21 protein-coding genes and 1 pseudogene are annotated in these 23,589 nt (G+C 61.7%); 6 read left to right on the top strand and 16 right to left on the bottom strand.

The annotated features are described in order from the left end of the window. Positions 1–2: 2 nt before the first annotated feature. The gene (locus B5P46_RS19685; RefSeq protein WP_129420178.1) at positions 3–1,583 is read right to left on the bottom strand and encodes a Na+/H+ antiporter; all 1,581 of its coding nucleotides are present in this window, start codon (positions 1,581–1,583) and stop codon (positions 3–5) included. Between the two features lie 344 nt (positions 1,584–1,927). On the opposite strand from B5P46_RS19685, the gene B5P46_RS19680 reads away from it, so the two are divergent. Then, positions 1,928–2,704 (top strand): protocatechuate 3,4-dioxygenase, encoded by a 777-nt coding sequence (locus B5P46_RS19680; RefSeq protein ID WP_129420177.1) that lies wholly within the window; start codon positions 1,928–1,930, stop codon positions 2,702–2,704. Between the two features lie 99 nt (positions 2,705–2,803). On the opposite strand, the gene B5P46_RS19675 is transcribed toward B5P46_RS19680, so the two are convergent. The 3 genes from B5P46_RS19675 to B5P46_RS19665 form a co-directional block, all read right to left on the bottom strand. Then, positions 2,804–3,580, bottom strand: a complete 777-nt coding sequence (locus B5P46_RS19675) for a molybdopterin-binding protein (RefSeq protein ID WP_129420176.1) — start codon at positions 3,578–3,580, stop codon at positions 2,804–2,806. After that, positions 3,577–4,419, bottom strand: coding sequence for a cytochrome b/b6 domain-containing protein (locus B5P46_RS19670; protein WP_129420175.1), 843 nt, complete (start codon positions 4,417–4,419; stop codon positions 3,577–3,579). Before B5P46_RS19670 ends, B5P46_RS19675 begins: the two co-directional genes overlap by 4 nt. Positions 4,420–4,505: 86 nt before the next feature. Beyond that, positions 4,506–4,775 (bottom strand): pentapeptide MXKDX repeat protein, encoded by a 270-nt coding sequence (locus B5P46_RS19665; protein ID WP_018485766.1) that lies wholly within the window; start codon positions 4,773–4,775, stop codon positions 4,506–4,508. A gap of 234 nt (positions 4,776–5,009) precedes the next feature. On the opposite strand from B5P46_RS19665, the gene B5P46_RS19660 reads away from it, so the two are divergent. The 3 genes from B5P46_RS19660 (at position 5,010) to B5P46_RS19650 (ending at position 6,616) form a co-directional block, all read left to right on the top strand. After that, positions 5,010–5,558 (top strand): sigma-70 family RNA polymerase sigma factor, encoded by a 549-nt coding sequence (locus B5P46_RS19660; RefSeq protein WP_129420174.1) that lies wholly within the window; start codon positions 5,010–5,012, stop codon positions 5,556–5,558. Continuing rightward, a complete protein-coding gene (locus B5P46_RS19655) occupies positions 5,555–6,199 on the top strand; it encodes an NrsF family protein (RefSeq protein ID WP_129420173.1) in 645 nt (214 codons plus the stop codon). The genes B5P46_RS19660 and B5P46_RS19655 overlap by 4 nt, the downstream gene beginning before the upstream one ends. Before the next feature lie 135 nt (positions 6,200–6,334). Further along, the gene (locus tag B5P46_RS19650; RefSeq protein ID WP_129420172.1) at positions 6,335–6,616 is read left to right on the top strand and encodes a nodulation protein; all 282 of its coding nucleotides are present in this window, start codon (positions 6,335–6,337) and stop codon (positions 6,614–6,616) included. 66 nt (positions 6,617–6,682) lie between these two features. Here B5P46_RS19650 and B5P46_RS19645 read toward each other — a convergent pair whose 3' ends face one another. From B5P46_RS19645 to B5P46_RS19610, 8 genes are all read right to left on the bottom strand, one after another. Then, complete coding sequence (locus B5P46_RS19645) at positions 6,683–8,176, bottom strand: right-handed parallel beta-helix repeat-containing protein (RefSeq protein ID WP_129420171.1); 1,494 nt, start codon at positions 8,174–8,176, stop codon at positions 6,683–6,685. A gap of 443 nt (positions 8,177–8,619) precedes the next feature. Further along, the gene (locus B5P46_RS19640; protein WP_129420170.1) at positions 8,620–10,107 is read right to left on the bottom strand and encodes a right-handed parallel beta-helix repeat-containing protein; all 1,488 of its coding nucleotides are present in this window, start codon (positions 10,105–10,107) and stop codon (positions 8,620–8,622) included. Between the two features lie 467 nt (positions 10,108–10,574). Beyond that, the gene (locus B5P46_RS19635; protein ID WP_129420169.1) at positions 10,575–11,786 is read right to left on the bottom strand and encodes an ABC transporter permease; all 1,212 of its coding nucleotides are present in this window, start codon (positions 11,784–11,786) and stop codon (positions 10,575–10,577) included. 4 nt (positions 11,787–11,790) lie between these two features. Continuing rightward, a complete protein-coding gene (locus tag B5P46_RS19630; RefSeq protein ID WP_129420168.1) occupies positions 11,791–12,930 on the bottom strand; it encodes an ABC transporter permease in 1,140 nt (379 codons plus the stop codon). Continuing rightward, complete coding sequence (locus B5P46_RS19625) at positions 12,927–13,625, bottom strand: ABC transporter ATP-binding protein (RefSeq protein WP_129420167.1); 699 nt, start codon at positions 13,623–13,625, stop codon at positions 12,927–12,929. Before B5P46_RS19625 ends, B5P46_RS19630 begins: the two co-directional genes overlap by 4 nt. Then, positions 13,622–14,761: an efflux RND transporter periplasmic adaptor subunit gene (locus B5P46_RS19620; protein WP_245456197.1), complete on the bottom strand. Its 1,140-nt coding sequence runs from the start codon at positions 14,759–14,761 to the stop codon at positions 13,622–13,624. Before B5P46_RS19620 ends, B5P46_RS19625 begins: the two co-directional genes overlap by 4 nt. A 301-nt stretch (positions 14,762–15,062) precedes the next feature. Then, positions 15,063–16,136 (bottom strand): helix-turn-helix domain-containing protein, encoded by a 1,074-nt coding sequence (locus tag B5P46_RS19615; protein ID WP_129420166.1) that lies wholly within the window; start codon positions 16,134–16,136, stop codon positions 15,063–15,065. Positions 16,137–16,386: 250 nt separating this feature from the next. Beyond that, on the bottom strand, positions 16,387–17,367 hold the full coding sequence (locus B5P46_RS19610; protein ID WP_129420165.1) for an SDR family oxidoreductase: 981 nt from the start codon (positions 17,365–17,367) through the stop codon (positions 16,387–16,389). A 266-nt stretch (positions 17,368–17,633) separates the two neighbouring features. On the opposite strand from B5P46_RS19610, the gene B5P46_RS34505 reads away from it, so the two are divergent. Further along, positions 17,634–17,810, top strand: coding sequence for a hypothetical protein (locus tag B5P46_RS34505; protein ID WP_003540910.1), 177 nt, complete (start codon positions 17,634–17,636; stop codon positions 17,808–17,810). An 8-nt stretch (positions 17,811–17,818) separates the two neighbouring features. After that, positions 17,819–18,193 (top strand): VOC family protein, encoded by a 375-nt coding sequence (locus tag B5P46_RS19605; RefSeq protein ID WP_129420164.1) that lies wholly within the window; start codon positions 17,819–17,821, stop codon positions 18,191–18,193. A 25-nt stretch (positions 18,194–18,218) separates the two neighbouring features. Here B5P46_RS19605 and B5P46_RS19600 read toward each other — a convergent pair whose 3' ends face one another. The 4 genes and pseudogenes from B5P46_RS19600 to B5P46_RS19585 form a co-directional block, all read right to left on the bottom strand. Beyond that, a complete protein-coding gene (locus tag B5P46_RS19600; protein WP_129420163.1) occupies positions 18,219–18,800 on the bottom strand; it encodes a dienelactone hydrolase family protein in 582 nt (193 codons plus the stop codon). 156 nt (positions 18,801–18,956) lie between these two features. Continuing rightward, a pseudogene (locus B5P46_RS19595) lies at positions 18,957–20,478 on the bottom strand (FAD-dependent monooxygenase). Between the two features lie 244 nt (positions 20,479–20,722). Then, complete coding sequence (locus B5P46_RS19590) at positions 20,723–21,346, bottom strand: NUDIX hydrolase (protein WP_129420162.1); 624 nt, start codon at positions 21,344–21,346, stop codon at positions 20,723–20,725. 245 nt (positions 21,347–21,591) lie between these two features. Continuing rightward, positions 21,592–23,577, bottom strand: coding sequence for a primary-amine oxidase (locus B5P46_RS19585; RefSeq protein WP_129420161.1), 1,986 nt, complete (start codon positions 23,575–23,577; stop codon positions 21,592–21,594). Between the last annotated feature and the right edge of the window lie 12 nt (positions 23,578–23,589).

Here is a 23,589-nt window from a genome sequence, read left to right as displayed (position 1 = left end):
CCTCACGCCTTGGCCGAGATCGCGCTCAGTTCCTCGAGATCGAGATCCCGTTCCAGCTCGTCTAACGTTTCGTCGTCAATGTCGCCGGCGCGATGGAGGCGAATGAGTTCGCGGCGCCCTGATGCAACCGCTTCGAGAACGACGTCGAAATGAGCATGGAGCACCGGCACGTAATGCTCGGTTCTCTCGGCATAATCGACGATCGCTGTCGCCCTGCGCTGGTAGCGCTCCAGCAATTGCGGGTGGATGAGCGTTCCCTCTGCGTCATATGCCAGGTTTTGGACGATCCCGAGCTGCACCTGTGCCATGGCGGCTTCGGCTTGGCTCATTGTGAGGCGCGCTCTTTCCGTCTCCGGCGCCAGCCGCGCCCAGGCGATCACCCGCCTCAATGTCGTGCCCTGCACGAGCACTGTTCCGAGAATGACGGCAAAGGATGTGGCGAGGATGAAGTCACGGCCCGGGAACCCCTCGGGCAGGCTGAGCGCCAGGGCGAGCGTGATCACGCCGCGCACGCCTGCCCAGCTGAGAACCGTCGCGCCGCCAGCGCCGAGCGGCTGAGCTCGCGTCATCCCCAGGGCTGCACAGAACCTGATGACGAGATCGGAGGCAAAAACCCAGGCAAAACGCGCCACCACAAGTGTGACGAGGATCGCCAGCATCGGTAGTCCCATCGTCGCGATCACGGTGGTCAAGCCGCCGCCGCGTTCGACCACATCCCGCAGCGAGAGGCCGATCAGGGTGAAAACCGAAGCTTCCATCAGGAAGATCATCACGGTCCAGAACGACGTGCCGCGCATGCGCGTTGCGGCTGAAAATACGGTGTGCTGGTGCCAGGACGCGATCAGGCCGGTGGTGACGGTGGCGATGACGCCGGAAACATGCAGCAGCTCTCCGAGCAGATAGGAAATCCAGCCGAGCAGCACCGTGGCTGCGATGATCAGATATTCGTCGCCGAGACGCCGGATGAACTTGACCCATGCCGTTCCCACAACGACGCCGACGACGGCGCCGCCGAGCGCCAGCACGAGGAAGCTGCCGACTGCCTCCCCCGCGCTGAAGGCTCCCGTTGCGGCGGCGGCAACGGCAAAACGGAAAAGAACCAGGCCGGTCGCATCGTTGAGCAGGCTCTCGCCTTCCAAAAGAATCTGCAGCCGCCGCGGCAGCCTGACTCGCTCGAGCACGGCGCGCGCCGAGACCGCGTCCGGGGGTGCAACGATCGCGCCAAGGGCCGCGCAGGCTGCCCAGGGAAGCGATGGAAAGATAAGATGGGCCACGACGGCCACCACCGCACAGGTGAACAACACAGCGCCGATGGCCAGCGAGGCGATGCCGATCATATGGCGCCGCAACCGCGCGAGCGCGATGGCCCAGGCGCCGTCCATTAGGAGCGGCGGCAGGAAGATGACCAGCACCAGCTCCGGATCGACTGATATCGCCGGCAACCCCGGCACAAACGCCAGCAAGGCGCCACCCGTCAGCAGCGCGACGGACGGCGGCAATCCGAGCCTGTGGGCCGCATAGTGCAGCGCGATGATCGCAAGAAACATCGCGATGACGAGCTCGAACAAGTGGGTTGGTTCCATATGCCTCTGCCCTGGCTCGGAAACGAATTTTGGATACCTACTGCATAGTTCAAAGCGGAATCGATTCTAGGATAAAATTATCCGGCAATTCAATGCTTTACAGCAGCTTTTACGCGAATGGAGCCCAATGGGCGCCTTGGAGCAACCGTCCATCTGCTAACATCGGCAGAATACGCTTTCTCGTCAATCCGCCTGCAAACAGGAATGGCCGCTTCGGGACCCACCTGCCGTCTCGACGGGCATCTGATGCAGATGATTTCGTTGCCGCCGATCATTGCCGAGATTTAATTGGAATTTCCGGTCTACCCTCCTTAAATCCTGCGTCTTGAGGCAAAGGAAGACAGATGAAAAGGCGGACCCTTGTGCTTGGAGGTGCGGCCATTGTCGCATCATCCGTGGTTGCGGTGGCGATCTGGCCGCGGCGGCATGTCGTTGTTGCCGCCAGGACATTCGACTGGAATGGAACGGATTTCGTAAGCGGCGGCACAAAGTCGGTTACCTTGGAAAAGCTGCCCGAGGCGCTCTTCCGTACCCGTCCGAATTGCGTTGTGACCGTCGCCCAGACCCTTGGCCCCTGCCATGTCAACAATGTCCCGGCCCGTCAGGACATTTCGGAAGGAAAGGCCGGGCTGCCTATGCGGTTGGCCGTTCGGATCGTCCACGCGGCCGATTGCCGGCCGGTCGAAAATGCCGATATCGAAATCTGGCATACCGATCACCGCGGCATCTATTCCGGCCGCGAGGCTGCGGAGATGTGCACCTTCGGCGATGCCGAGGCGATCAGCGGTCTTGCCTTCCGCGGCCGCCAGCTGACGGATGCCAAGGGGCAGGCAAGCTTTTTGACGGCCTATCCCGGATGGTACAAGGGCCGCACGCCGCATGTTCATTGCCGCATCCTCGTCGAGGGCAAGGAGCTTCTCGTCAGCCAGATCTATTTCGACGATGTGCTGAGCGATATCATCTATGGTGAGCATCCCGACTATCTCGGGCGCCCTGCCCGCAATACGCGCAACGACGAGGACGGCCTCATCCCGGAGGATGCGGCCGACTACATGTTCGATTTCGAAAAGCTCGATAGCGGCGTGCTATCCGCTACCATCACCATCGGCCTCTCTGCCTGAGCGCGGCAGCGGCGGAGTTCCGCACACTCGGTCACGACGACCTCTCCGGCCGTGGAACCCGACACGAGGAAAGCGTCAAGGTCGGCATGTCGTCAGGGACTATATGCCCGCATACCATTCATAACCGCGATCCTCCCAGAAGCCGCCATTGCCGCCGTAAAGCTGGCCGAGATCGGCGACGGCTTCGATGCCGGTCAGGTATTTTGCCTGCTTGTAACCGAGCTGGCGCTCGACCCGGAGCCGGAGCGGCGCGCCGTGGGCAACTTCGAGATTGCGGCCGTTCATGGTGTGGGCAAGGATCGTCTGGGGGTGAAACGCATCGACGAGATCGATGCTTTCGTAATACCAACCGCTGCCGTCGAGCGTCTTTTCATATTCGTCGGCGCAGTGGAAGACGATGTAGCGGGCTTCGGGTTTCAGGCCCGCCGCCTGCAGCAGCGCGCCGAGCGGCACGCCGGTCCATTTGCCGATCGCGCTCCAGCCCTCGACGCAGTCATGCCTTGTGATCTGCGTGCGGGCCGGCAGGGCTTTCAGCTCGGCCAGCGACAATTGCATCGGCTTGTCGACCAGCCCGCCGACCTCGAGTTTCCAGCCCGAAAACCGCTGGTTCATCCAGTCCATATAGCGGGCATTGTCGGGCATGCTCGTGCCGTTGGCGCGGAAGGTCGGCGAGATATCGGCTTCGGTGAATTCGCGGGCGAGCGCGTCGTCGCCGAGCAGGAAGCGCTGCGTCTTCATGCTGAGGCCTTCGGCGATCTTCAACACCGATTTCGTCCGATCGTTTTCGACAAGGGCATCGCAGCCGGCGAGCCCCAGCGCTGATGCCGTCATGGTCGCGCCGATCAGGAAGCGACGCCTGGTGATGATGCGGCTCATGACTTTCCTCCCTGCCCGATGTCGTAATAGCCGGTGACCATCGAACGCAAATTGTTGAACACGCCCGAGACCAGCACCATCGCCACATGCACGGCGACGAAGGCGACGAGCGAGAAGGCGGTCAGGAAATGCAGCGTGCGGGCCGATTGCCGGCCGCCGAACAGATCGAGCAGCCAGGGCGCGACCGCGTTGAAGCCCGGCGACATGGTAAGCCCCGTTCCGATCATCAGCGGCAACAGCACGAAGATCACGGCGACATAGGCGAGTTTCTGCAGTGTATTATAGTGGCGGGCCTCGGCCCCCTTGGGAAAGCGCAGCCGGGCGTGGCTGACGATCTCATGGCCGAGATGCGAAGGCTTCAGCTCTTCGGCCGCCGGCAGCAGATCGCGGCGGAAATGCCGGCTGACGAAACCATAGGCGAGATAGATGAAGCCATTGATGACGAACAGCCAGGCAAAGAAGAAATGCCAGCGCCGGCCCGATGCCAGATCCTGGTAGCTCGGCAAGGTCAGCCAGTTCGGAAAGCCGCGCACCGCGGCCTCGCCGTCGACATTCGAAACCCCGAGAATGCCCGTCGTATCGAAGCTCAATCCGCCCAAGTGCGTCACGCCCTTCAGCGCATCGCCTTCCTGTACCGCCCCCATGGAAATGAAGGACGGATCGTTGTCGGCGCCGTACTGGCCCCAATAGAGCGCCGGATGGGCGTTGAATATCTGCAGGCCGCTGTACAGCAGCACCGTCATGCACAGCACGTTTACCCAGTGCGACAGGCGCACCAGCAGGCCATGGCGGTAGAAGAGCGTGCGTCCGCTCGCCATGCCGGCATCGGTCGTGGCCATTGTAGTTCCTCCGGATCGACATGAAAGGTCTTCGCGAGAAAGGACGCGGCCGCCGGCCAAATAGTTTCAGCGGCCGCGGCTAAAGCTTACTTCATCGCATCACAGGCCTTCATCATCGTGTCCTTCTTCATCGTGTCCTTCTCCATGCCGGCATTGTGCATGCAGTCGGCCTTGGTGCTGCCGGTCGCCATTGCGTCCTTCGACATCGCATCCTTGGACATCGCATCCTTCGACATCGTGTCGGTCTTCATGCTGTCTTTCTTCATGGCATCGCTGCTTTGGGCGCTGGCGGCGCCGGCAAGCGACAGGCCGATGACGAAGGTGCAGGCAGCAAGGCTGGAAAGGATCTTGGTCATGAGGGTCTCCTCGGATCGATTGACATGTCCGCCGGCACCCGCCGACGGCTCACAGTCCTGAATTCGATCCCCTTGCGAAGGCGGTTACAGCCTCACGCTTATGTGATAGCGCTACAGCACGCGCGTCTTTTAGAGACGCGCAAAGGACGCTGTACACTTTGAATTGCCGCCGGAAGATTTTTTGAACCCGCCTGTAACCAAAGCGTCATCCACCCGAATGATATTGCAGACGACATGACGAGCGCCCATTCGGAACAAGCACTGAAGATGCTGATGCTTCTTTCCCTCGACGGGGACGAGGCAGCCTATCGGCGTCTGCTCGTGACGTTGCGAACCCTGCTCGTCGGTTATTACGGCGGGCGGATCGGCACTACCGCGAAATCCGACACGGAAGATCTCGTGCAGGAGACGTTGCTGGCGCTGCATTCGCGCCGGGCGACCTATGACAGGGAGCGGCCGTTCACCGCGTGGTTCTTCTCGATTGCCCGCTACAAGCTGATCGACCATCACCGGAAGCATGGCGGCCGGTACAAGGCGGAAATGGAGCTGGACGAGGAGATCGAAGACGATTTCAGGGAGGATGCGATTGCAGCGCGCATGGATGTCGAACGGCTGTTGAACGGCCTGCCGCAGCACCAGCAGGAGCTGATCCGTCAGGTCAAGCTCGAGGGGCAGTCGGTGGCCGATACGGCAAGCCGCACCGGACAGTCGGAATCGGCGGTCAAGGTCGGCGTTCACAGAGGCATCAAGGCGCTGGCGGCAAGATTGCGAGGTGGAAAGTGAGAGAGACTGAGGACGTGATCGACAGCCTTGTCCGGGATCTGAAGCCGGTGCCGAGACATGCGCTCGAACGCCGCTTCGTGCTCGCCGTCCTACCCGCCCTGGCGATCTCACTCTTGCTGATGCTCATCGTTTTCGGCCTTCGCACCGATATGGCAGAGGCGCTGATGCTGCCGGTCTTCTGGATCAAGTCCGCCTACAACGCCCTGCTCGCAATCGCCGCCTTCGCAGCCGCTTACCGCCTGTCCCGGCCGGATGGCTCGGAAGGCCGCTTTTTCGGGATTGCCGCGGCCATCGTACTCGCCCTCGCCGTCATGGCGGTCATTCAGCTCGCTTTGTCGCCGGCCGCAAGCTACCCCGTGCTGGTGCTCGGCTCCTCCGCCCTACATTGCCCGCTGCTGATCTTTGCCTTTGCCATGCCGATCCTGATCGCAAATACCTGGGTTCTCCGTGGCGGCGCCCCGAGCAACCTCGGCATCACAGGCTTCATCGCCGGTATTGCCGCCGGCGCATCCGGCGCCTGGGTCTATTCCTGGTTCTGCACGGAAAACGGCCTGCCCTTCGTGACCCTCTGGTATTCGCTCGGCATCCTCTTGACCGGTGCAATCGGCGCGCTGCTCGGCCCCCGCCTCCTGCGCTGGTAGCACCGGCTGTTTGCGGCACTGCGCCACTAATCCTTCATCCGGCATGAAACCAGATGCAGCATTCCTGCGTACTAGTGAGGGGATGAGTCTTGCGTACCCCTGAATAGGAAAACACAGGCAGCGAGGAATGACGGCATGGTCAGGAAAGAAGGCGTAGCCTACCTCACCCGGCAAGCCGCGGAACAGGGGCTGGCCAGGCTGATGATGAGGCTGCCTGCGACGCGGGCAACGATCAGAGCAGTTGCGGCGAGCCAGCCTCATCTTTATGAATTATGTGGCGCCTACGGCGAAGCCTGCGTCGTCCTCGATCGCATGCGCCGGGATAGATCGGCCGATCCCGCAATCATCACCGAATATGAAATCATCTGCGCGGAAATCGAAGTCGACGTCATCAGGATCCTGCTCGGCGATCAATGAGACTTCGCAAGTGCCGGGCGGACTGCCGCCGCGATGATGCAACGCCATTTGCTGCCGGCATCCCCATCAGCTCAGCAGGTCATCCACATGGATGGAGACGATCAACGTATCCGTGTCGAAATGCAGCGAAGTCCCATCGGAGATCTTGTAGTGGAAGGTGTCGCTCACGTCTCCGCTGAGTCCGGCGAGCTTTGCCGCATCGGCCGTATAGGTGTAATCGCCGTCACTGTCGACATGGATGGTGCCGTATTGGCCGGTCAGCGTCACGCCGTCCTTGTCGACGAATTCGCCCTCGAAGCGGCGAAGCAGCAGGGTTCCATTGGCCGAGCTGTCGTTTTCGAGGAGATTGCCGTAATGGGCGCCATCCAGATCGGAGGAGATTTTCAGGCTGTCATGCGTTGCGACAAGCGCAGGCGCCGTGTCCGTGTGCGTCGTATCGCCGACCGCGAGACTATCGCTGCTCGCAAGCATCGTCGCCTGGGCCTCGTCGAGCGTCGTGTTGTTGCTGACGGGAAAGGTGTTCGCGGCGATGATGGCGGGAGATATGCTGTAGGGCCTGATATCGCTGGCGATGACATTGTCGTGGAAGGAGCCGGATGCCGGCCTGTCGACCTTCAGCGCTGCCTGAGACAGGTCGTCGAAGACGTTGTTGTGGATCTCGATACCCTCGCGAACATAACTGGTCGTGCCGGCGGCACTGACCACCACGCCCCATGCGCCGTCATGGATATAGTTGCCCGATATATCGTAGTCCCGCGTATTGCCCTGGTCGCCGAGACCGATGGCGTAGGACCAGCTGTAGCCGCCATAGCCTGAAATATCGTTGTCGTGGATAGCGACGTTGGTGCCGGCTTGTGCGCCGATCCCGAAGCCACCACCGATAATCGCGTTGTCCTCGACCAAGGCATTTACGGACCGAACGAGCGCGATGACGCCCTTCGGCGTAGCGGCGCCTGTCTGGTCGAGGTAATTGCCGCTGATCACGATATTGCTGCTGTCGTTCATCTGGACGGCATCTGCCGCGGTGCCGTGGGCGTTGGTGACGGTGTTGTTGAGAAAATTGACGCCGTTGACTTTTTCGATCCAGACGCCGTCGCCGTTCACGTCGTTGATCGTGCTGTTTTCGATGGTGATGTTCGAGCCGGTCCGGAAGGTGATCGAACCCGACTTGCCCGCCAGTCCGGTGTGATCGACCTCGACGTTTCGGACCGTCCAGTTCGAAACACTGCCGCCATAGATGGCCGCGCCGCCGGTGTCGGAGATCTTGATGTTCTCGATGACGATGTTCGATGCATAGAGGCTGTGGATGCCGTCGTTGGGGCTATGGATGACCGGCGCATCGCCGACACCATAACTGCCGATCGTAATCGGAGCCGCAACGCTGCCGGAGTATTTAAGGTCAAGCTGATCGTTGAACACGCTTCCGGCGGCGAGCAGCACGCTGTCGCCCGGCTGCAGTTTCAAGTTTTCCACCGCCCAGAACGACGAAAACGGCGTATCCTCGCTCGTTCCATTGTTGCTGTTGGAGCCTATCGCTGGATTCACATAATAGATTGCCATATCGCCTTGTTCTCGAAATGCCGCGCAGCCGTCTGAATCGGCTGCGACGCGTGGATCGGATGCGGTCGGGGCTAAAGGCCATGTCTAAAGGCCTTCGATATTGCCCTCACGACGGTTGGCAGACCCTGTGGGCCTGCCTTGGTCTCGAGAACGCCTGGCGGAGGCGGTATCCTGGAAATGACAACTTATACGAAAACAATCTACTAAATAACGACCGAAAGGTGAATGAACGATAATCGTACCCTCGGCGACGTATGGTCGCAGAGGTGAGACGTCCTGTTTCAGGTCAGTCGCAAGCCGGAAAGGTTGAGGCCGCATTGCAGCCCCTTACCCTCACCCGGCGGCAGCCGGATGAGGGACACTGCGGAGCCATTTGATGGCAAGAGCAACGCTTCCTCGGAAGGAACGCCTCCCGGCATAGCGCCGCTCCCGGCAGCCTCACCTCAGCTCAGCAAGCCATCCAGGTGGATGAAGACGGTCAGCGTATCCCCGTCGCTATGATGCGAGGTTCCATCGTTGATCCCGTAGCTGAACGACTCGCTCACATGTCCGCTATGGTCAGGGAGTTTCGTTTCATCGAGAGTGTAGGCATAGTTGCCTTCCCGGTCCACGTGGATCTCACCGTATTCGCCGGTCAGCGTCAGGCCGTGCTTGCCGACGGTTTCGTCCCCGAAGCGGCGCAGCACCAGGGTGTCATTGTCCGAGCTGTCGTTTTCGAGGAGATTGCCGCGATGGGCGTCGCCCGTATCGGTAAAGATCTTCAAATTGTCATGGACGGCGACAACCGCCGGATCCGCGGAGGCCTCCGTGACTGCCGCGGTCTTCGCAACCGGGCTTGCCAGCGCGGTCTCGACATTGGCGACCGTATGGTTGCCTTTGACGGTGAAGGTATGCGCGTCGGCAATGGCCGGCGATATGCTGGTGGCCTTGGTGCCGGTCTCGATCGTATTGTTGGTGAAGGAGCCGGATGCCGGCCTGTCGACCTTCAGCGCCGCCTGTGAGAGGTCGTCGAAGACGTTGTCGTGAACCTTGATATTCGTGCGGCTATAGCTGGCACCGATGGGCCCGCTGACGGCAACGCCCCACGCGCCGTCATGAATATGGTTGCCTGAAATATCATAGTCCCGCGCATTGCCCTGGTCGCCGAGACCGACGGCGAAGGACCAGCTGTAACCGTGATATCCGGATATGTCATTGTCGCGGATGGCAACGTTCTTGCCCGCCTGCGCGCTGATGCCGAAGCCGCCGCCGGTGAGCACATTGTCCTCGACCACGACATTCGTGTCCCGCACCAGCGCGATCACGCCCTTGGGGCTGCTGGCATGCGTCTGGTCGAGATGATTGCCCTTGATCAGAATATTGCTGCTGTCATTCATCTGCACGGCATCGGCCGTCGAGCCGCTCGCGCTGGTGACGGTGTTGTTGAGAAGCTTGACGCCGGCGACCTTTTCGATCCAGAAGCCGTCGCCTTTGACGCCCGATATCTTGCTGTCTTCGACCGTCACGTTCTTGCTGCTCCGGAAGGTGACGGCGCCTGCGTTTTCCGACAATCCCGTCTTGGCGATCTCGACGTCGCGGACCGTCCAGTTCGTGACACTGCCGCCATAGATGCCCGCACCGCCGGTATTCGATATCTTCAGGTTCTCGATGACGATGTTCGAGGCATAGAGACTGTGGATGCCGTCGCCGCTGCTGTGGATGACGGGTGCCGCACCCGTCCCGTAACTGCCGATCTTGATCGGCGCACTCTCGCTGCCGGAATATTTGACATCGAACTGCTCGTTGAACACGCTCCCCTTGGCAAGGAGCACGCTGTCGCCGGGTTTCAGCTTCAAGGATTCCACTTTGGACAAAGTCTCAAAAGCCGATTTCTGGCCCGTTCCGCTGTTGCGGTCGGAGCCAGTTGCTGAGTTCACATAGTAGACTGTCATATCGCCATGTTGCCCTGTTCGTCGGATCGCTATGTCGCCGCCGGGATCGACCAGGATCGGCCGATCGGATGCGGCGGGGGCAACCGGCCACGGCAAGAAGGCGATAAGATGTTGTCAATGGGGCAGAGGGCGGGCTCGCGGGCCTTATTCCACAGGCAATCGCGCAGGGTCTGATACGATGCCGGAAAGCTGCAACCTGTCCGAAAAACTTTTGGCACTGTAATTGCATAAATCCGAGGCTTCGCATCGTTCCTTGACGGCTGGCGGCACGGCACTCCGACTAACCGCAGCGGCCAAGCCCCGTCCTTCGAGGCCCCTGCGGGGCACCTCAGGATGAGGCTGGAGAGAGGTCGCACCTCGGAATGCGGTTAGACAGCAAGGCACACCGATCAGCCCTCATCCTGAGGTGCGCAGGCCAAAGGCCGGAGCCTCGAAGGACGAGGGCGGGTGATGACCGCGGCGCGATTTCACCCCCTCGCCTGTAACGCAGCCCTCAGCGGCAACCGCGTCGCCGCAAGCGCCGGCAGCGCGCCGCCGATGATGCCGATCGCAAGACCCAGCAAACCCGCAGTCAGGATGACGTCAGGGGTGACGTCGAGCTGGAAGGCCATCTTGGTGTTGTTGGCGCCCATCGTGCTTGCCTGCCAGCCGTCGAAGGCAAGACGTGAGGCGAGGATGCCGAACGCCGCACCCGCGACGGAAAGCAGCACGGCCTCGATCCAGGTCGCGGCAAAGGCCGGCAGGCGGCCGAAACCGAGCAGCCGCAGTGTAGCGATCTCGACGGTCCGGTCGGAGACTGAGCTCATCATCGTATTCAGCGCCCCGGCCGTGGCGCCGACCGCCATCAAAAGCGCAATCGGCCAGCCGAACAGGCGGATAAGGCTCTCAATGCGCTCGGCCTGCGCGGCATAGAGATCGGCCTCGGAGACGGCAGAGAGCGGCGGACCGGAGAGACCGGACAGGCGCGCACGCAACGTCGCCAATGCGCTCGCGGCATCGTTCCCGCCATCGAGCCGCACCCGCAGGCTCTGCACTTGCCCAAGCCGGTCGAAGGCCGATTGCACCGCTTCCAGATCCGCCCAGATCTCGGATTCGAAGGCGCTGCCGACTGAGGTGAAATGGCCGGCGACCCTCCAGTCGACCGCGCCGAGGCGCACCGTCTCACCGACGGCAAAGCCGGAGAAAGTCTGAGCGATGCGGGCCCCAACGACGATCTCGCGGGCGCCGGGCGAAAACAGCCGACCTTCAGAAAGCCGGGCGCGCTCGCGCAAGCCCGGGCCTGCCACGTCCATGCCCCTCAGCGACAACGTCTGGTCGGCACCGTCGCTTGCCCTGATATCGACGGGAACGACGGTCTCGCGCGATAGCATCAGCCCGCCCGCACCGTCGCCGGCAATCCCCGTGTCGCCGCTCACGGCGGCAAGGGTGCGGATCGCCTCGGCCGGCACATCCGAGCCGGTCTCCTGGTTGGTGCCGCCGCCGAGAATGACGGCGACATCGGGCGAGCCTGCCCCGGCAAGCGCGGCCTCGAAGCCGCGCGCCATCGCCAGGAAGCCTGCGAGCACCGCCACGACGAGGGCGACCGAGAGCACCATCGACAACGAGATCGCCAACCGCCGCGGCAGGCTGCCGAGGTTGACTCTGATCATGAGAAAGATCTGCTTGAGCGTTGATGACATTCGACTATCTCGTTCTGAAGGCGTTGACGATGGGCAGGCGAATGGCGCTGAAGGCGGGCAACAGGCCGGTCATGAGGCCGAGACCGGCAATGATGGCGACGGATTTCAGCAGCACCTCGGCGCTGAAGACGAGACCGAATGCCGGCCCGATCGAAAGCGTCGCGAGCTTGGCGAGAATGAGCCCGCCCGCGCCGCCGACGGCGAAGATGAACAGCGTCTCGCCGAGGATGAGCGCCATGATCCGCCCGCCGGAAAAGCCGAGCACTTTCATGACGCCGATTTCGAAGCGGCGTTCCCTCACGGCAAAGAGCATGGTGTTCACAGCGATCATCAGGATCGTCACGAAGGCGGCGCCGACCACGAGGCCGACGATCAGACCGACATCGGCGAATTGCCGGAGAAAGGCCTCGAGGAACTGCTTTTCCGATTGCGTCCTGGTCTGAGCCGCCGAATTGGCGAAGAGCGCGTCGATTCGCGCCGCAAGCAGGCCTGATGAAACGCCCTCGCGCGGGCGCACCACGAAGGCGTCGACCGTATCCTTGTCGCGGGCGCGGGCCGCGTTGATCGTGTCGTAGCGAGCGAGCATAAAATAGGTGTCGGTGCTGGCATCGGCCCCCTCGAAGATACCCGCGATCACGAAGCTCCAATCACGGCTGCCGTCCTCCTTCATGACCTGGCTGGTGACGCCGATGCGCTGGCCGACCGACCAGCCCTGCGCCTCCGCCAACGCCCTGCCAACCAGCACCCGGTCGCCGCCCTCCTCCAGCGCCGCGATCAGCTCCGGCGTCAGCCCGAGCTCCTTGCCATTGGCGGCGGCAATCGTGCTCGGATCGACGGCGCTGACGACAACCACATTCTTCGCGACTTCGACGAAACCGCGCATGCGCGCGGTATAGGCGACGGCGGCGACATCGCCATCGTCCGCGATCCTGTTCAGATAGGCGAAGGGCAGCGGCAGCCCCCGGCCCGATTTGTTGAAGACGCCGAGCAGATTGTCGCTGGCCCCTGCCGCCCCCTGGCTGCCGCTGACGAAGCTCGCCGTCAGCCCATAGATCAGGAAGGCGATGCCGACGGAAAACATCAGCAGCACGGCGCGCAGCCGTTTGCGCCAGGCATTGCGCCGCATCAGTTCGAAGAAGGTCATCGGCCTGCCCCCTCGGCGAATTCGCCCTTGTTGAGATGCAGCGTGCGCCGAGCGAAGGAGGCGGCCTCGGGATCATGCGTGACCATGATGATGGTCTTCTGAAGCTCGCGATTGAGAAAGCCCAGCATCTCGAGGATATCATTGGCCGATTTCCGGTCGAGATCGCCGGTCGGTTCGTCGCAGAGTAAAAGGTCGGGATCGCCGACGATGGCGCGGGCGATGCCGACGCGCTGCTGCTGCCCGCCGGACATGCTGGATGGAAACTGCCGCTGCCGCCCGGAGAGCCCGACCAGATCCATGACGGTCTCAACGCGCGCCCGCCGCTCCTTGCGCTTGAGCGGCTTCAACAGCAGCGGCAGCTCGATATTCTCGCCCGCATTCAGCATCGGCAGCAGGTTGTAGAACTGGAAGACGATGCCCATGCTGTGTGCGCGCCAGGCGGCTCTGGCGCCTTCGCCCATCTGCTCGAGATGGCTGCGGCCGATCCTGATCTCCCCTCCGTCGGGGCTGTCAATGCCGCCGAGCATGTTGAGCAGCGTCGATTTCCCCGAACCCGACGGCCCCATGACAGCGACGAAATCGCCGCGTGCAATGGAAAGGTCGAGCCCGGAAAAGATCGGGATCGTCTCCGCGCCGATCCTGAATGCCTTCCTGACACCGCGAAGCGCGATATAGGGTTCTTGAGTGTCGGTCATCGCTCTGCTCCTTGCTGATGGTCTGTGCTAACCCCGGCCTCACCCACCAGAAGGCGGATGCGCGCGGCCATGGCGGGACGCATGTCTGACGGCGGCGAGGAGAGTGCCAGGCGTAGCGTCACTGTCCCCTTCTCCCGCGAAATCATTGGCGCGATCTTCGATACTTCGACCGCAAAGGGCCGGTCGGGAAAGCCGTCGAGCACCGCCTCGCCACGCAAGCCCGACCGCATCAACGCGATATTCGCCTCGGCCACGTCGGCATCGATGACCATGGTTGCCATATCCGCAATCGCAAGCAGGCTTTCATTCTCCCGGACGCTGTCCTCTCTCGACAGCACGGTGTCGCCAACATGTGCGGTAAGCCGCGTGACGGTGCCTGATATCGGCGCCCGGACGGTCAGCGCTTCCACCTGCTCGCGCGCCCTGTCGATATCGAGATCCGCCTTGGCCACGTCCTGCCGTGCCTGCAGGGCGGCATTTTCGGCAGTGTCGAACGCCGTCTTCGCCTCCTCCAGCGTCTGCGCCGACATCGCATCGCGCCCGGCCAGCCGCTCGGTGCGCGTGAGGGAAGACCGCGCCTGCACCAATTCAATAGTCTTCGCCGCCAGCGCCAACTCCGCCGATTGCCGGACGATCTCGGCTCCCTGAAGCGCAAAGCGGGCGCCGGCATCATCGAGCCGCACCAGCACCTGGCCTGTGACGATCCTGTCGCCCGCCTCGACCTCGACGGCAACGATCCGGCCCTCATATTTGGAGAAGATGGTGGCGATATCGGGTGCCACGACGTAGCCGGAACCGGTGACTTCCCGGGACGGCAATGCCCTGTCCGCTGGATTATTGGAGGGCAGAGCCCGGATAGGACCGGCGGCGGGCACGTCGGTTCCATTGACGGATATCGCGGCCTCGTCCTTGCCTATGAGACCCGCAAGCACAGTCTCGATGCGCTCCAGCGTATCGGGCCGATAGAGAAGCGCCACCGCCAGCGATGCCGTCGCGACAAGGGCCAGCATTGCTCCTGGGATCACCCGCCGCCGGGTCTGACGATCCGGCGGTTCCGTCTTGAAGGCCGCGGGCTCGATCGAAAGCGATCTCAGCTTGGCGGCAAGGTCTCGGTCATGTTCTGATGTCGTGTTCATGCAGCAATCATCGCCGACCCGGCTCAGATCGCGACCTCAAACGCGTTTTAGGTGGTGCTTGATCGCGATTGTGTACGTGACGCGGAAAGTCACCCGGGTCAGCCCTCATGGTGAGGGTGAGAAGCGGAGCAATCGATCCAGTGAATCGATTGCAGTGACGAACGAAGGGCCGTCTCGAACCACGAGGGCGGGTGATTGCGTGGGTGCAGACTGGCTGGATGAAGCGCCGGTGGCCAGCCCCGTCCTTCGAGGCCCCTACGGGGCGCCTCAGGATGAGGCTGGAAAGAGGACAGGCGTCATTTCAGGGCGAAGCCGAAGAGACGCCTGATCCGCCCTTCCTCTCACGCCAGGCAAGCGGCGTCATATCCGTGACGCGGCGGAATTCGCGGTTGAAGTTGGACTTGGTCTGAAAGCCGACCTCGAACATCACCTCGGTCACCGATTTCTGGGTCGCGGCAAGCAGCCGACAGGCCTCGCCGATCCTGTAGTCATTGACATATTGCGAGACGTTCTTGTCCATCGCCCGGTTGATCGCCGCCGAGATCTGGCGGGCGGGAATGCCGGCCTTGCGGGCCAGCCGGTCGAGATTGAGATTGGCGTCGCGATAGAGTTTTTTTGCCTCCATCAGCGCATCGACCGTGGCGATCGTCTCCTTGTCTTCGGTCGTTTCGGACTTCAGCACCGCCTCCACCGTCTCGGCCGGCGCCCGGCTTCGGCTGGCGGCGGCTGCCGCAATACCGAGGATGACGAGAACCGCGAGATTGCTGACGCTGATCAGCGTCAGCGCATGCTCGCCATGCGCCCATGTGAAATCGAAAAAGACGAAGATATCGACCGAAGCCGACAGGCACAGCGCCGCCGCCGCGAAGATGATTGCCCGATAGGCCGGCACCGCTCCCTCGAAGGGCGCAAGCCGAAGCGCATCGGCGCCCGGCCGCATCAGAAGCAGGATCGCCAGGGCATAACCGACGAAGACAAGCACCAGCGCGATATCGATCACATCCCGCCAGACCACCATCAACAAGAGGATGACGGCAGCGGGCACGGCATGCAGCGCAATCCGCGCCGCCAGCGGCCGCCGGCTTGTCCTCACCAGCCTGGAAACCCCGGCATAGGCAAGCGGCGGCACCATCGCCGCGGTGACAGGCATGATCACGCCCACCGCCTGCACCCCGTAGCCCCAGCGCAGGCCGGAGAGGGCGGATTGCAGCACGGCGAGCAGAATCAGTGCCAGAAACGGCAGGTTGGGCTGCGCCTCCTCGTCGCGCCTGAGGACGGCAACGAAGAGGATGAGCAGCAGAAGAGCAACGACGAAGGGAAGAGGAATGAACAGCATGGCCTGGTAGGATCGGAGTGGCGAATAGATGGCCATCATTGCCGAGATCCTCACCCGGCGCGACCTCCATCATGTTTTAGGACGCGTTTTAGGCTGGGATTTTTTTATGAGCGATATGCCGTGCCATCCCTCATCCGACGGTCCGGGGCCGCCGTGCAGATTCTCCGTCGAGGGCAAGTGGCGACGATCATTGTGGCGAACCGTGCGCCGGTTGGCATTCCGCAATGGCGCGCCCCGACAGGCGAACGCGGATCATAAAATACCCTGCACGCGCTCTACGAGGGCCTGCCTAGCCGAGAGCGCTTTGCGCAGCGCAAATCCGATCGACCAAAGTATCGAGATCGCCCCTTGGCGGGCGGTTCTTGGCCAGGCGCTGCTTGAGATGCATGATCGGCTCCGCCAAAATTTCATCAAGGCTCTCGGCGCAGGTGAAGTCGCCCACCACGCTTTTGACCTTTGAATTGTCAAAGATCGCCGACCATGCCTTGTCGCCCCGCAGCGGCCCAACCCACTCCGGATTGTACCGGACCAGGGTGTCCGTCGGCACGTGTACGATCCTGGCCTCCACGCCCAACAATCTGGCGATCGTCTTCTGAATATCATCCCAGATATGGGCGCGGTCGGAGGTGATGTGGAAGATCTCGTTCAACGCCGCCGGCTTGCCGAAAAGCCCGACAAAGGGCACCGCGAAATCAACCGAGCGGGTCAGTGTCCAGGGCGTGTGGCCATCGCCCGCCACGATGGTGGGCTCGCCGTCCAGCATGCGTCTGGCCATGACGTCGCTGTCGCCCATCATGATCGGCAGGCCGGTGCGAACGGTGTGACTGGGACGGACGATGGTCCAGGCGAGATTCTCGGAATTCTTGAGCAGCGTCTCGCAGGCAATCTTGTCCTGGCTATAGCGCCAGTAGGGATTGATCGCCGGTGTCTGCTCGGTAATCACATAGTGGCGCGGCGGCTTTTCATAGACCGAAGCCGAAGAGATGAAGATGTACTGGCCGCAGTGCCCGGCAAACACATCGATGTCACGCGCGACTTGATCGGGCGTAAAGGCAATGAACTGGCACACGACGTCATAATTGGCCTTGGCCAAGTCTGCATAGGTGGGCGCCGCGAGATCGCCGACGATCGAGGTAACCCCCGCAGGCAGTGGCTCGCCTCTCAAGCTGCGGTTATAGACGCTGACATCGTGGCCCTGAACCACGGCGCGCTCGACGCATGGATATGAAATCTGGCCGGTACCGCCAACGAAAAGGATTTTCAAAGCCATGTGAAGGACCTCGGTGTCGGATGTAGCGGGGATATGCGGTCAGTCTTCATAGCGCGAAAGAAATCGGTCGTCTCCTGCAAAACACGTGCACCGGCTCACGTCGTTTGGGTCGACCTGTCCCGTAAACCAACGTGGTGGCATTCCGCATAAACCGATCGGACGACGTGAGGTTCGGCCGCAACCAGCCATTGCCGATACCGCGAAGATCTCTATCTCAAGCCAATAATGCCCCTTCTGTTTGAGATCAGCACAAGACGGAGGCTTTCTTGAAGGATTATCTGCCCTATGCAGCCGGGGTGCTGGCAGGATTATTGGTCGCCTTCCTCATGTCTGGCCTGTTGGCGCTGACGGAGACACCGCAGCTCGTGCTTTTCGCATTGCTGCCGGCCGTCGGTGGCGCTCTCGTCGAACGCGTTTGCCGTCGCCGGCCCAACAATTCTTGAAGGGTTCCATGGCAAGGCTGAAAGAAATCGTCATCGATTGCGACATTCCCTCGCGTGTCGCCCGGTTTTGGGCGGAGGCGCTCGATGGCTACGACGTGATGCCATATGACGACGACGAACTGGCCCGTCTTGCCGCTCTCGGATTGACACCCGAGACTGACCCGACCGTGATGGTCGAAGGTCCTGGAACCCGCCTTTGCTTTCACCTTCGTCAGGGGGAGCGTCCGGCCCGCAACCGACTTCATCTCGATATTGCCACCCCCGATCGGGCCAGGGAGGTAGAACGGCTTTTATCCCTCGGAGCGAGCTTCGTCCGCGAAGCGGATGGCTACACGGTCTTGAATGATCCCGAAGGCAACAATTTCTGCGTGGCGTCCGAATAGTCCGATCCGGGCCGGAATGTCTGGATCAGACGCGATTCAGGAACTCGATCACGCGGAGGGTGAGCAGCGCGGTCGCATCCGCATCATAGGACGGCAGCGAGCTGTCGGCGAAGTAGTGCTGATCGCCTGGGTACAGGAAAAGCTCCGCGTCCTCGACCTTTTCCACGATCTCGCGGGCGGCGTCGATGTCGCCCTCGCCGACAAAAATCGGGTCGTTGTCCATGCCGTGGATCTGCACCGCGACGCCGTCTGGCCAGGGTCCGAAGGCCCACTCGCCGCTGATCGGCAGGCAGGAGTAGAAGAGCAGAGCCCCGCGGGCGCCTGGCCGCGTCTGCGCCAGCTTCTGCGCCGGCAGCACACCGAAGGAGAACCCGGCATAGACGAGCCCGACAGGCAAGTCGTCGGCGAGGCGCACGCCGCGCTCCCGCATGGCGTCGAATCCGATCTCGCCGATATAGGCGATCCCCGCTTCGATGCTTGGGAATGTGCGCCCGTCAAACAGATCAGGCGTGTGCACGATGTGACCGGCTGCCCTGATATCGTCGGCAAACGAACGCACACCCGGGGTCAGCCCCTGCGCGTGATGGAACAACAGGATCTCAGCCATAAGGAGCCTCCGGGCGGAACGGTCGGGCGCATCGCCACTCTACAGCGTCGCCGCCTTGCCGGGAAGAGTGCGGACACGTTGCCGAAGCAACGTCTGCAAACCTGCCGAAAACCGATAGGCGGGAATTCCAAACCTCAATGGCGGGGCGGCATAGTTTCAGGCTTTGCCGAACCACTGCGATGCGGCCTGCGCGGCTTCCTCATTGTCAGGCACAGCCTCACCAGCCCACGCCACGAAGCCGTCGGGGCGCACGAGCAGCGCGCTCAGCCCCAGCCGATCCCTGGCGTCACTGACGACATAGGTGATCCCATTCCAGCGGCTTGCCAGCGCTTGCAGCGGTGCACCGGCGTCAAAGTCCAAAAGCAGGCCTTTGCCCTCCCTGAGATGATCGCCGAGCTTCGTGCCGTCGACCAGCTCGAAATCGGGAGCGCTGCGACCGACCAGCGGGTGATTGCCGCCAAGATCGTAGCGGAGAGACACACCCCAGACGCGCTCGGCAAAGTATGTCGCACCGTCACGCGTGTCGATCAGGTCGCGGATGATGGCTTCGAGCGCGCGCGAACTCCGGCTCGGCCGCATCAAAGCGACCTGGGCGCGCGACCAGTCGAGGATCTCAGCTCCCCACCGGATGCCGTTCGGAGAAATAGCTGTCGAGCAGGCCGTCCGGCGCATCGCCGCGGATCGTCGCCGCGAGCTTCCAGCCAAGGTTCATCGCGTCGCCGAGCCCGAGGTTCAGGCCCTGGCCGCCCAAGGGGGAATGGATGTGCGCCGCGTCACCCGCAAGCACCACCCTGCCCTTGCGGTAAGCCGTCGCCTGATAGGCGCGATCCGTCCAGGTGGTGGCAAGCTCAAGGCCCGTCACCGTGACATCGGTGCCGGAAACATGCCGCAACACCGATTGCACATGCTCCGGCGTGATCGGCTGCGTTCGGTGAAACGCGCCCCCGTCGAAATCGACCATCGCGATGGTGCCGGGCTTTTGGTAGGTATACATGCCTGTCGGCGTGTAACGGCGGCCCGGGACGAGCTTCTCCGCATCGGCCATCTCGACCTGAACGGAATAGCCGGTGAACTCGGGATCGGTGCCAACGAATTCAAAGCCGCCTGCCCTGCGCACGGTGCTTCGCCCGCCGTCACAACCGATGAGCCATCGTCCGCGAAAGATCTCGCCACCCGCGCGCACGGTCACGCCTCCGCCCGACTGGTCGAAGCCATCGACACCGAGCCCGCGCCGGATCTCGACACCCATCGCGCTTGCGCGAGCGGCCAGGACGAATTCGAGGTGCTCCATCTCGACCGCCATGCTGGTACAGGCCGGACCTGGCAGGCGATAGGGCCACGTCGAGGTGTCGATGGTGTCGTGAAAGAACTGAATGCCGGCGAAATGGCCGCCCGGGCGACGCGGCTGCTGCATCCAATGCGCTGAAGTCGATTGATTTTTTTCGCGCTGCGGCGCCATGATGTCATCCAGCAGCCCGCGACGGTAGAAGGCTTCGATGGTCGGCGCGGAAAGGCCGCGCATGCCGAACGGCAGCCGCTTCAACGGCGAATACGGGTCTTCGGCCTGCTCCAGCACCAACACCGAGAGGCCGGCCAGCCGCAGCTCGCAGGCCAGAAACAGACCGACAGGGCCTGCACCAGCAATCACAACATCATGAATCATAAGAAAATCGGGCATGAACTACTCCTTATGGTCGTTCGACCGGAGCAGTTCGTCGTTTTGAGAACCACACGGACGAACAATGGGACGCTTGAGCAGCGTCCGTGTTCGTCGTGGAGAACTCATGCACGAGGCAAGGAACAGAGCTTTCGTTTCCGAAAGGACTTGGGCCAACCACACCAAGTCATGCCTTTTCCGACATCGGCAACATAGCCGCGGGGCACTCGATCGGCAACAGAAGATATGCTCTGTGCGAAAACAGCTAATCGAACGTGGCAAACCGTTGGGCACCATTTTGGAATGCAAAAGCGGAATGAATATCGCTTTCCAGGACGCGCCCTCGCGACAGATCGGGGAGATCGGCAGGTGCGAAGAAACCGACTTCCGATGTTTCGATGCCCGCCTTCATCGTCATCTCTCCCGACCGCTCGCAAAGGAAGAACAGTTTATAGAAATCTCTCGCATCAGGGTCATATGCGGCCTTCGCCTTGTGTCGCACGCTGTACAAGTGGGTGGCAGAAACCTGAAGGCCCGCTTCTTCATGTATTTCGGTGACGACATTTTCCGATGCTGATCGTCCAGTATCCGCAAACCCACCGGGCAAAGTCCATCGGCCGTCGCTCTTTTCCCGCACCAGAAGGATTTTACCTCCTTCGATCAACGCCCCGCGAACGTCGACCTTCGGCGTGGCATAGCCTTTGGCAAAATCAGATACGAGACCAGGGATGCGCGTGATCGGCACATTGGCAAGGTCGGCCAGCATCGCGTGTGCGATGTCCGCTACCTCTTGGTATCGTTCACGATCGAATTCGTCCTTACAAAAGTAGAGCCCGGTTGAAGCGATCGCTTGGAGACGTTTTGCGCGAGATAGCCATAAACTTTCCATTGCTTGATCTCCATCAAACTGTCCACCCGAGGCGTACCGCGTGTGGACAACCGCCAGACCCTAAGGCCCCGCCCCAAAGAACGCCGCGAACGCTCGCGCATCAGGAGTCAGCCCCTGTGCGTGGTGGAACAACGAGACCGCAGCCATACGGATCCTCCGGGTGGGGCCGCCGGACGCACATTCGGCCACTCTACAGCGCCATCGTCGCATCAGGAAGACTGCGGACACGCCACGGAAGCCAAGCTCTACATGTGGCAGCAGGAACCGTTTCCGGTGTTATCAGGCGGTTGCAGGCGATTGTCGACGCTCTGGCTGTTTCCTTCCGGCGGCAGGTCCATGGCGATGTTGGATGCGAAGAAGCCGTTCGGTTTCAGCGTGAAGCCGGCATATTCCACGGGCATGATCGGAAAATCCTCGGGCTTGCAGACATGGGTATGGCCGAAGGAATGCCAGAGCACGACATCGGCATTCTCGATTTCGCGGTTCTGCTTGACATAACCCGGCAGGCCATCGCCGCCGGCATGCACGTTCGGATAATCGCCGCTCGCATATTTTTCGCTGGCATCGAAGGCCGTGACCCAGATGTGTTTCTTGGCGAAGCCGCCGCGCTGGGCAACGGTCGAATCCGGCTGGGCAAGCATAACAGGCGACGGCATGACGACAATCTTGTAGCCCGGCGCCTTGCCGACGCTGTTCTTTATGTTGGGGTTGGAGACTTTCCAGTAGCGACCGGTATCGCCATTGGCGAGCGCCGGGGAATCAAGTTCGCGCTTCAGCACACGGCTCCTAGTATCGAACACATTGCCGTAGGGATTGTCTTCACCCCAGGGACGCGGCACGAACTCATGCTCGGTTACGGTATTGCCGCCACCATCGACATCCATGTGCAGGCGCGCATTGAAGAAATGCTGGTGGGTCGGACCGCCGAGATTGTCATCGACCATGCCGCCCCATGGATAGGTTTCGCCAGTCGCGACCGCCGCCGTCTGGATGATGCCGGTGAGCTTGGCTTCGAGCTGGATCGTGCCGTCTTGGTAGAGATACCAGTAAAAGCCGTAATCGTAGTTGCCGACGGTTGCGAAGAAGGAGATGACGAGGCGGCGCGAACGGCGCACTTCGAAAATGCCGTTGCGGAATTCGTAATGCTTCCAGAGGATGCCGTAATCCTCCTCATGCATGCAGATGGCATTCTTCATGATGAAAGGCTGGCCGAAATCATCTGCCGCCGGCAGGTCGAAATAGTGAATATGGCCGAGGCAGTCGCAGCCGAGTTCGAGGCAATTGGCCAGGCGTCCGAGACCATATTCGCCAGCATCGAAGGCACTCTTCCAATAGTGGTTCGCGGTCGGATCGGCGTAGGGCACGACCATTTCAGTGACACTGGCGCGAAAGACGACGGGCCGTAGCCTGCCCTGATCCTTGATGCCGAGTTCATGCAGAACGAGCCCCTCGCGTGGGGTGAAACCGACACGGAAACTCCAGTTCTGCCATTCGACTTTCCAGCCATCGACAGCAAAGCTCGGCCCTTGCGGCTGAACGATATGCAGCGGCTTGAGATCGGGCCGCCGCTCCGGGAAGGTTTCGCGGCCATAATTGTGCTTCTTCCTCGGGACCGGAATGATCTTCTCATCGTCGACGAGATCGACCACCTGGTTGGTGATCAGGTCGACCACCGCCACCACGCCCTCGATCGGATGCGCATAGCCGTTGTCACGGATATCCTCGCGCCAATAGGACACGGCGCGGACGATGCGCTTTCCCTTCTCGAACTCGCGGCCAAAATAGCCCGAGGAAAAAGGATCGATCTGGATGAGCGGAATATCCTCGTCGGTAATGCCACGCTTCTTGACGGCAGCGATCCAGCGCGGATCGGATTTGACGGTGCCTTCAACGGTTTCGAATTCGCACAGCATGACCGGCGGTTGGCCATACGGCAGTTCATCGAGAGGCAGTCTTAAATAGGAGGACACTTTGCCGACGCTCACGTCTACGATGCCCTCGAAGGTTTCGCCATTGCTGATATCCATTGCCAGGATAAAGGCGAGCCGCGGCAACCTCTCGCCCAGGCGATGGGCGGCAAGATCCGCCTTGGTCGGCTCCTCCAGCCGGATGATCGGGAAGCGGAAGGTGGCTGCGAGTTTCTGTGTCTCCTTGAGTATGGCAACAGCACAGGCGATCTCCGCAAGGCTCAGAGGATCGAGCGGATGGGTGACTGCGACAACGGCGTCCATGGACATACCTCT

The sequence above is a fragment of the Rhizobium leguminosarum genome, from assembly GCF_004123835.1.
In the GTDB taxonomy this organism is placed as follows: Bacteria; Pseudomonadota; Alphaproteobacteria; order Rhizobiales; family Rhizobiaceae; genus Rhizobium; species Rhizobium leguminosarum_M.
This window is presented reverse-complemented; position numbering and strand designations above follow the sequence as displayed.

What these genes read in the sequence shown, in the direction of transcription:
- B5P46_RS19685 (WP_129420178.1), bottom strand. Translation starts at nt 1,583, where the DNA reads ATGGAACCAACCCACTTGTTCGAGCTCGTCATCGCGATGTTTCTTGCG.
- B5P46_RS19680 (WP_129420177.1), top strand. Translation starts at nt 1,928, where the DNA reads ATGAAAAGGCGGACCCTTGTGCTTGGAGGTGCGGCCATTGTCGCATCA.
- B5P46_RS19675 (WP_129420176.1), bottom strand. Translation starts at nt 3,580, where the DNA reads ATGAGCCGCATCATCACCAGGCGTCGCTTCCTGATCGGCGCGACCATG.
- B5P46_RS19670 (WP_129420175.1), bottom strand. Translation starts at nt 4,419, where the DNA reads ATGGCCACGACCGATGCCGGCATGGCGAGCGGACGCACGCTCTTCTAC.
- B5P46_RS19665 (WP_018485766.1), bottom strand. Translation starts at nt 4,775, where the DNA reads ATGACCAAGATCCTTTCCAGCCTTGCTGCCTGCACCTTCGTCATCGGC.
- B5P46_RS19660 (WP_129420174.1), top strand. Translation starts at nt 5,010, where the DNA reads ATGACGAGCGCCCATTCGGAACAAGCACTGAAGATGCTGATGCTTCTT.
- B5P46_RS19650 (WP_129420172.1), top strand. Translation starts at nt 6,335, where the DNA reads ATGGTCAGGAAAGAAGGCGTAGCCTACCTCACCCGGCAAGCCGCGGAA.
- B5P46_RS19645 (WP_129420171.1), bottom strand. Translation starts at nt 8,176, where the DNA reads ATGGCAATCTATTATGTGAATCCAGCGATAGGCTCCAACAGCAACAAT.
- B5P46_RS19640 (WP_129420170.1), bottom strand. Translation starts at nt 10,107, where the DNA reads ATGACAGTCTACTATGTGAACTCAGCAACTGGCTCCGACCGCAACAGC.
- B5P46_RS19635 (WP_129420169.1), bottom strand. Translation starts at nt 11,786, where the DNA reads ATGTCATCAACGCTCAAGCAGATCTTTCTCATGATCAGAGTCAACCTC.
- B5P46_RS19630 (WP_129420168.1), bottom strand. Translation starts at nt 12,930, where the DNA reads ATGACCTTCTTCGAACTGATGCGGCGCAATGCCTGGCGCAAACGGCTG.
- B5P46_RS19625 (WP_129420167.1), bottom strand. Translation starts at nt 13,625, where the DNA reads ATGACCGACACTCAAGAACCCTATATCGCGCTTCGCGGTGTCAGGAAG.
- B5P46_RS19620 (WP_245456197.1), bottom strand. Translation starts at nt 14,761, where the DNA reads ATGAACACGACATCAGAACATGACCGAGACCTTGCCGCCAAGCTGAGA.
- B5P46_RS19615 (WP_129420166.1), bottom strand. Translation starts at nt 16,136, where the DNA reads ATGATGGCCATCTATTCGCCACTCCGATCCTACCAGGCCATGCTGTTC.
- B5P46_RS19610 (WP_129420165.1), bottom strand. Translation starts at nt 17,367, where the DNA reads ATGGCTTTGAAAATCCTTTTCGTTGGCGGTACCGGCCAGATTTCATAT.
- B5P46_RS19605 (WP_129420164.1), top strand. Translation starts at nt 17,819, where the DNA reads ATGGCAAGGCTGAAAGAAATCGTCATCGATTGCGACATTCCCTCGCGT.
- B5P46_RS19600 (WP_129420163.1), bottom strand. Translation starts at nt 18,800, where the DNA reads ATGGCTGAGATCCTGTTGTTCCATCACGCGCAGGGGCTGACCCCGGGT.
- B5P46_RS19590 (WP_129420162.1), bottom strand. Translation starts at nt 21,346, where the DNA reads ATGGAAAGTTTATGGCTATCTCGCGCAAAACGTCTCCAAGCGATCGCT.
- B5P46_RS19585 (WP_129420161.1), bottom strand. Translation starts at nt 23,577, where the DNA reads ATGGACGCCGTTGTCGCAGTCACCCATCCGCTCGATCCTCTGAGCCTT.